The sequence below is a fragment of the Novosphingobium lentum NBRC 107847 genome (assembly GCF_001590965.1).
Classification (GTDB): Bacteria; Pseudomonadota; Alphaproteobacteria; order Sphingomonadales; family Sphingomonadaceae; genus Novosphingobium; species Novosphingobium lentum.
The window spans coordinates 89663-97385 of the sequence record NZ_BCTW01000019.1 but is presented as its reverse complement, the minus strand read 5'-3'; the positions used below and the strand labels follow the sequence as shown (position 1 = coordinate 97385).

Here is a 7723-nt window from a genome sequence, read left to right as displayed (position 1 = left end):
GTCGATCGTCGCGCCCAGCATCGGATCGGCGGGCACCAGCCGCGCCAGCGATTCGGCGTGGCGGGCGATTTCGTGCGGCATCGCGATGAACCCGGCGATCACCGCCGCCAACAAGGCATCGCCGCTGCCGACGCGCGACTGCAGCCGCGCCGCCGTGGCCGATGCCAGCGGCGGCGGGGCCGGCTTCCACGGCCCGCTGCGGTTGCTCCGCGCGCCGGGCTTGAACGCGGGCCGCTCGCGCCGGGCAAAGGCCAGCGCGTCGAATCGCTCGAGCAGGTCGCGCCGGTACAGCGGCTTGATGTCGGGATCGGCGATGGTATCGACATGCGTCATCAGCCGCGCTTTCAGCCCGGCCTTGTCCTCGGGCGTGGCGAGCGGGGCGGCCTCGCGTTCGGCATCCCACAGCACCTCGACCAGGTTGCGCGCCGACCCCAGCAGGTCTTCCATCGCCTGCGGACCGTCGCGCTTGACCACATCGTCGGGGTCCATCCCCGCAGGCAGCGTGGCGATTCGCAGCGAATGGCCGGGGCGCAGCAGCGGCAGCGCGCGCAGGCAGGCGCGCAAGGCGGCGCGCCGGCCGGCGGCATCGCCATCGAAGCACAGCACCGGGCATTCGACGATGCGCCACAACCGCTCGATCTGGTGTTCGGTCAGCGCGGTGCCGAGCGGGGCGACCGCCTCGCCGATCCCGGCTGCGGCCAGCGCGACCACGTCCATATAGCCTTCGACCACCACCACCCGGCCCGACTGGCGCGAGGCCGGCGCGGCGCGGTGCAGGTTATAGACGGTGCGCCCTTTGTCGAACAACGGCGTGTCGGGCGAATTGAGGTACTTGGGGGCATCCACTTTGGCCGCGTCCAAGATACGCCCCCCGAACGCGATCGGCCGCCCGCGCGCATCGCAGATCGGCAGCATCAGGCGGTTGCGGAAGCGGTCGTAAGGGTCCTTGCCCTCCACGACGATGCGCAGGCCTGCCTCGATCAGCATGGCCTCGGGAAACTGCGCCAGCGCGTCCTTGATCGCGGTGCGGCTGTCGGGGGCAAAGCCGAAGCCGAAGTCCTCCACTGTGCGCGCCGGAAATCCGCGCGACGCCAGATACCGCCGCGCTTCGGCGCCTGCGTCGGTCGTCAGGCTGTGGACGAAGAATGCCTGCGCCGCCGCCATGACGTCATGCAGCGACTTCTGCTGCTCGGCCACGGCGGCCGCGCGCGGATCGGGCGCGGGGATTTCCATGCCCGCCTCGACCGCCAGTTCCTTGACCGCATCCATGAACGATAGCCCGCGCTGGTCAGTCAGCCAGCGGATCGCGTCGCCGTGCGCGCCGCAGCCAAAGCAGTGATAGAAGCCCTTTTCATCGTTGACGGTGAAGCTGGGCGATTTCTCGTTGTGGAACGGACAGCACGCCTTGAACTCGCGCCCCGCCTTGGTCAGCCGCGTGGTCCGCCCGATCACGCCCGACAGCGTGACGCGCGACCGCAGTTCGTCCAGCCATTGAGGGGTCAGGGACATGAGCCGTCCCCTAGTACCCCACCTCCGCTCATGTCGAGCGAAGTCGAGACACGTTCTTTGGGTGGCCGGGCGAAGTGGGAAACTCGGTCCCAGTCGCCTGCGATCAAGGCTTCCTTTTTGGCTCGGGACCAGCTCTTGATCCGAAATTCCGCTGCGAATGCGTCATCGCGCGTCTGAAACCACTCCTGCCAAACAAGCTCGACAGGTCGGCGGCTGGATGTGAAATCGCAAAAGCCGCCGTGGCAATGCTCGGCGAAGCGTCGCTCCAGATCATCGGTATGTCCAGTGTAATATTTGCCGTCGGCACAGCGCAGCATATAAGCCCAGAATGCCATCACCCAGAGCCGGGCTCGGCATCCCTCGACTTCGCTCGGGATGAGCGGGTGAGGGTTCGAGTCAAGCGGGTGGAGGTGTGGGTTGAGCGGGTGAGGTTGGAAAAACCGCTCCCATTTCCGCTCATGTCGAGCCCATCGGCGAGCGGAGCATAAACTGCCGCCTTGTGGGCCGATGTCGAGACACGCCCCCGCATCATCAGCCCAAAGCCGCCTTCACCAGCCCGCTGGCCTTGCTCATGTCGAGCTGGCTGCCATGGCGCGCCTTCAGTTCGGCGATGACCTTGCCCATGTCCTTCATGGTGCTCGCGCCAAGTTCGGCCTTGATCGCCAGGATCGCTGCGGTGGTGTCGGCCTCGCTCAGCTGCGTCGGCAAGAATTCCTCGATCACCGCGATTTCGGCGGCTTCGGCGTCGGCGAGTTCCTGGCGGTTGCCCTGTTCGTACAGCGCGATCGATTCGCGGCGCTGCTTGGCCATCTTCTGCAGCACGTCGACCACCAGCACGTCGTCGTCGGGCACGGAGGACGCAGTGCGCAGTTCGATGTCCTTGTCCTTCAGCTTGGCAAGGATCAGGCGCACGGCGGCGAGGCGGGGCTTGTCGCCGGCCTTCATGGCGGTGACTTGCGCGGACTTTATCGAGTCGCGGATCATGGTGTGTTTCGCATTTCCTGTGGACGGCTGCGGCATACGCAGCCCGGACCGGCAATGTAGGACAAACTTTTGGCCGCCGCTAGGTTGACGGTGCAGCGCGTCGGGTCTAGCTGCCGCCCCTTAGCGACATCGCCAGAAAACCTGCTTACGGAGCGCCCCCTATCATGGCCGACCCCGCCACCACGCACGCGTACTCTTCGGCCGTGATCGGGCCAAAGGGCGCGACGGGCGTTCTGGTGCTGGCGGATGGCAGCGTGGCGTGGGGCAGGGGCTTCGGCGCGACCGGGGCGGCGGTGGGTGAAGTGTGTTTCAACACCGCGATGACCGGCTATCAGGAAGTGATGACCGATCCGTCTTACGCGGCGCAGATCGTTACGTTCACGTTCCCGCACATCGGCAACGTCGGCACCAATCCCGAAGACATGGAAGGCAGCGTGCAGGGCGCGGTCGGCTGCATCGTGCGCGAGGACGTGACCGAACCGTCCAACTTCCGCAGCGTCGGCGGCTTTCCCGCATGGCTGGCCGCGCAAGGCAAGATCGGCCTCGCCGGGATCGACACCCGCGCGCTCACCCGCCGCATCCGCATGGTAGGCGCGCCCAACGCGGTGATCGCGCACGATCCCGCCGGCCAGTTCGATATCGACGCGCTGGTCAAGCGCGCGCGCGAATGGTCCGGGCTGGAAGGCATGGACCTTGCTCGCGTCGTCACGCGCGATGCGCAGGAAAGCTGGGAAGGCGGCGTGTGGCGGCTGGGTTCGGGCTATGGCCGGAGCCCGCGAGACACCCGCCCGCACGTCGTCGCGATCGATTATGGCGCGAAGGACAACATCTTCAGGAACCTGGTCAAAGCCGGTGCGCAAGTGACGGTGGTTCCGGCAGAAACATCGCTCGACACGATCCTCGGGCTCAATCCGGCGGGCGTGTTCCTGTCGAACGGGCCGGGCGATCCGGCGGCGACCGGGGCCTACGCCGTGCCGGTGATCGCGGGTTTGCTGGAGCGCGACGTACCGCTGTTCGGCATCTGCCTGGGCCACCAGATGCTCGCGCTGGCGGCAGGCGCGAAGACCACCAAGATGCATCAGGGCCACCGCGGCGCCAACCACCCGGTCAAGCGACTGGCTGACGACGTGGTCGAGATCACCAGCATGAACCACGGCTTCGCGGTCGACGCCGCGACGCTGCCCGACACCGTGGAACAGACCCACGTCTCGCTGTTCGACGGCTCCAACTGCGGCATTTCGATCAAGGGCAAACGCGCGTTCGGCGTCCAGTACCACCCCGAGGCCAGCCCGGGCCCGCAGGACAGTTTCTACCTGTTCGAGCGGTTTGTGGGGATGTTGGGGTGAGCCAGCGTTCATCTTCTCCCTCTCACCCTTCAGGGGGAGAGGGTCGGGGAGAGGGGGCCTTCAGGATCGCGCCCAAGCTCGATCAGGATCACCCGCAGTACTCCCTCGATGTTGCTCAGGACGTCGGCGTTGGTGAAGCGGATCACCCTGTATCCGCGTTTCACGAGCGACGCGGTGCGGGCGGTGTCATAGGCTTCGGTGGCTGCATGGCTGTCTCCGTCGAGTTCGATCACCAGTCGTTCGGATCTGCTCGCAAAATCGGCGATGAACGGCGCCAGCACGACTTGTCGCTGGAACTTCACTCCAAGCCGGTTGCCGCGCAGTCGCGACCACAGCGCCTGCTCCGGCGGAGTCATGTCAGAGCGGAGCGATTTTGCTCGCGCTCTCGTCTCGACGTGGCGTTTCACCCTGCCCCCTCTCCCAACCCTCTCCCCCTGAAGGGTGAGAGGGCTTATCCTTCATCGCACAAGGCACACTATGCCCAAACGCACTGACATCTCCTCGATCCTGATCATCGGCGCCGGGCCGATCGTCATCGGCCAGGCTTGCGAGTTCGATTATTCGGGCACGCAGGCCATCAAGGCGTTGAAGGAAGAGGGGTATCGCATCGTCCTGGTCAATTCGAACCCGGCGACGATCATGACCGATCCCGACATGGCCGACGCCACCTATATAGAGCCGATCACGCCCGAGATCGTCGCCAAGATCATCGAGAAGGAGCGCCCCGATGCGGTGCTGCCGACGATGGGCGGGCAGACCGCGCTCAACACCGCGCTCGCGCTGGCGCAGGACGGCACGCTCGCCAAGTACGGCTGCATCATGATCGGCGCCGATGCTGAGGCGATCGACAAGGCCGAGGACCGGATGAAGTTCCGCGACGCGATGGACAAGATCGGGCTGGAATCCGCCCGTTCCGGCATCGCGCAAACCGAGGCCGAGGCGCTGGCCGTGCTCGAACGCACCGGCTTGCCCTCGATCATCCGGCCCAGTTTCACCATGGGCGGCACCGGCGGCGGCATCGCCTACAACCGCGAGGAATTCCTCACCATCGTGCGCGGCGGGCTGGAAGCATCGCCCACCACCGAAGTGCTGATCGAGGAATCGCTGCTCGGCTGGAAAGAGTTCGAGATGGAAGTCGTGCGCGATCGTGCCGACAACGCGATCATCATCTGCTCGATCGAGAATGTCGATCCGATGGGCGTGCACACCGGCGATTCGATCACGGTCGCCCCGGCGCTGACGCTGACCGACAAGGAATACCAGATCATGCGCAATGCATCGATCGCGGTCCTGCGGGAAATCGGCGTCGAAACAGGTGGTTCCAACGTACAGTTCGCAGTCAATCCCAAGGATGGGCGACTGATCGTGATCGAGATGAATCCGCGCGTGTCGCGGTCATCGGCGCTGGCGTCCAAGGCCACCGGCTTTCCCATCGCCAAAGTCGCGGCCAAGCTGGCGGTGGGCTACACGCTCGACGAGATCACGAACGACATCACCGGCGCCACCCCGGCCAGCTTCGAGCCGACGATCGATTACGTCGTCACCAAGATTCCGCGCTTTGCGTTCGAAAAGTTCAAGGGCTCCTCGCCGCTGCTGTCCACCGCGATGAAATCGGTGGGCGAGGTCATGGCGATCGGCCGCAACTTCAAGGAATCGATGCAGAAGGCGCTGCGCGGGCTGGAAACCGGGCTTGACGGGTTCAACCGCGTGGTCGAACTCGAAGGCGCCAGCCGCGACGAGCTTACCGCCGCGCTCAGCCGTGCGACGCCCGAGCGCATTCTGGTGGTCGGTCAGGCCTTCCGCGAGGGGCTGAGCGTGGACGATGTCCATGCGGTCACCAAATACGATCCGTGGTTCCTGCGCCAGATCGCCGAGATCATCGCCGAAGAGCAGGCCATTTCGCGTGACGGGCTGCCCAACGATGCCGTTGGCCTGCGCCGGCTGAAAGCGATGGGCTTTTCGGACAAGCGCCTCGCCACGCTGGCGGTGCGCTCGGTCGGGGTGGCCGGGGGCTTGGCGGAAACGCAGGCCAAGCGCTCGGGCCTGCTCCACGACACGCTGCGCGCCATGGCCGGCGCCACCAGCGAGGCCGAAGTGCGCAGCCTTCGCCACAAGCTGGGCGTGCGCCCGGTGTTCAAGCGCATCGACAGCTGCGCCGCCGAGTTCGAGGCGATCACGCCGTACATGTACTCGACCTACGAAGCGCCGATGTTCGGGGATGCGGAGAACGAGGCGGTGCCGACCGACCGGCGCAAGATCGTGATCCTGGGCGGCGGGCCCAACCGCATCGGGCAGGGCATCGAGTTCGATTACTGCTGCTGCCACGCGTGCTTCGCGCTGGGCGACGCCGGGTTCGAGACGATCATGATCAACTGCAACCCGGAAACGGTCAGCACCGATTATGACACGTCCGACCGCCTGTATTTCGAGCCGCTGACCGCCGAGGACGTGCTGGAAATCCTCGATGTCGAGAAGTCCACCGGCGAGCTGGTCGGCGTGATCGTGCAGTTCGGCGGGCAGACCCCGCTCAAGCTGGCGCAGGCCCTGGAAGACGCGGGCATCCCGATCCTGGGCACCTCGCCCGACGCGATCGACCTGGCCGAAGACCGCGAGCGGTTTGCCAAGCTGGTCGAGAAGCTGGGCCTGAAACAGCCCGAGAACGGCATCGCGCGCAGCCGCGACGAGGCGGTCGCGGTGGCCGAGCGCATCGGTTATCCGGTGCTGATCCGGCCAAGCTATGTGCTGGGCGGGCGGGCGATGGAAATCGTCGATAGCCTGGCGCAGCTGGACGATTACATCGCCACCGCGGTGCGTGTATCGGGCGACAGCCCGGTGCTGATCGACCAGTACTTGCGCGACGCGATCGAATGCGACGTCGATGCGCTGGCCGATGGCGACGACGTGGTGGTGGCTGGCGTACTCCAGCACATCGAGGAAGCGGGCATCCATTCGGGCGACAGCGCCTGCACCCTGCCGCCCTACAGCCTCTCGCGCGAGATCATCGACGAGATGGAACGCCAGGCCGTGCTGCTGGCGCGGGCGCTGGAAGTGCGCGGGCTGATGAACATCCAGTTCGCGGTGAAGGACAGCCCGGAAGGCCAGGAGGTCTACCTGATCGAGGTCAACCCGCGCGCCAGCCGCACCGTGCCGTTCGTGGCCAAGGCGATCGGCCAGCCCATCGCCAAGTTCGCCGCGCGGATCATGGCGGGTGAAAAGCTCAAGGACCTGCCGCCGATCATCCGCGACATTCCGTACATGGCGGTGAAGGAAGCGGTGTTCCCGTTCGCGCGCTTCCCCGGGGTCGATCCGGTGCTATCACCCGAGATGAAGTCTACCGGCGAAGTCATGGGAATCGATGCGAATTTCCCTGTGGCATTCGCCAAGTCGCAACTGGGGGCAGGGGTCATCCTGCCGCAGGGCGGCAACCTGTTCGTCTCGGTCAAGGATACCGACAAGGCCATCGTGCTGCCGGCGGTGCAGCGGCTGGCGGGGCTGGGCTTCCGCATCGTCGCGACCGGCGGCACCGCGCGCTACCTTGCCGATTCCGGCGTGGTGGTGGAACGCGTCAACAAAGTCGCGGAAGGCCGCCCGCATATCGTCGACCGGATCATCGACGGCGATATCGCGCTGATCTTCAACACCACCGAAGGCTGGCAGAGCCACAAGGACTCCGCGTCGATCCGCCGGTCCGCGCTGAACGGCAAAGTTCCGTACTTCACCACGGCGGCGGCTTCGGTTGCCGCATCCGAGGCGATCGAGGCTTTGCGCAGCGCCGACCTTGCGGTGCGGTCGCTGCAGGACTATTATAGTCATTGATCCACGCGTTTCCGACATTGTGAACGATCAGGTGCCGGTTCGGATGCGGGAGCATTCGGCGGCAGGGA

General features: G+C 65.9%; 6 protein-coding genes. 2 read left to right on the top strand and 4 right to left on the bottom strand.

Features of this window, described 5'->3' with window-relative positions; genetic code table 11:
* The 3 genes from dnaG to NL2_RS16260 all read right to left on the bottom strand — a co-directional run.
* Positions 1 to 1509 (bottom strand): DNA primase (dnaG, locus tag NL2_RS16265; RefSeq protein WP_068076741.1); only part of this gene is annotated, 1509 nt, incomplete at its 3' end.
* The gene (locus NL2_RS20850) at positions 1500 to 1844 is read right to left on the bottom strand and encodes a GIY-YIG nuclease family protein (protein WP_084356147.1); all 345 of its coding nucleotides are present in this window, start codon (positions 1842 to 1844) and stop codon (positions 1500 to 1502) included. The genes NL2_RS20850 and dnaG, both read right to left, overlap by 10 nt.
* Before the next feature lie 196 nt (positions 1845 to 2040).
* Positions 2041 to 2493 carry a GatB/YqeY domain-containing protein gene (locus NL2_RS16260; protein ID WP_068076753.1) on the bottom strand — a complete coding sequence of 151 codons (453 nt, stop codon included), beginning with the start codon at positions 2491 to 2493 and terminating at the stop codon, positions 2041 to 2043.
* A 164-nt stretch (positions 2494 to 2657) separates the two neighbouring features.
* Between NL2_RS16260 and carA the strand changes: the two genes are divergently transcribed.
* On the top strand, positions 2658 to 3839 hold the full coding sequence (gene carA, locus NL2_RS16255; RefSeq protein WP_068076740.1) for a glutamine-hydrolyzing carbamoyl-phosphate synthase small subunit: 1182 nt from the start codon (positions 2658 to 2660) through the stop codon (positions 3837 to 3839).
* 29 nt (positions 3840 to 3868) lie between these two features.
* On the opposite strand, the gene NL2_RS16250 is transcribed toward carA, so the two are convergent.
* The gene (locus NL2_RS16250) at positions 3869 to 4246 is read right to left on the bottom strand and encodes an endonuclease domain-containing protein (RefSeq protein ID WP_245647724.1); all 378 of its coding nucleotides are present in this window, start codon (positions 4244 to 4246) and stop codon (positions 3869 to 3871) included.
* 70 nt (positions 4247 to 4316) lie between these two features.
* On the opposite strand from NL2_RS16250, the gene carB reads away from it, so the two are divergent.
* Positions 4317 to 7655, top strand: coding sequence for a carbamoyl-phosphate synthase large subunit (gene carB / locus NL2_RS16245; protein ID WP_068076739.1), 3339 nt, complete (start codon positions 4317 to 4319; stop codon positions 7653 to 7655).
* The last annotated feature ends 68 nt before the right edge of the window (positions 7656 to 7723 follow it).

Coding starts and splice junctions, on each gene's coding strand:
- carB (WP_068076739.1), top strand. CDS start 4,317: ATGCCCAAACGCACTGACATCTCCTCGATCCTGATCATCGGCGCCGGG.
- NL2_RS16260 (WP_068076753.1), bottom strand. CDS start 2,493: ATGATCCGCGACTCGATAAAGTCCGCGCAAGTCACCGCCATGAAGGCC.
- NL2_RS20850 (WP_084356147.1), bottom strand. CDS start 1,844: ATGGCATTCTGGGCTTATATGCTGCGCTGTGCCGACGGCAAATATTAC.
- carA (WP_068076740.1), top strand. CDS start 2,658: ATGGCCGACCCCGCCACCACGCACGCGTACTCTTCGGCCGTGATCGGG.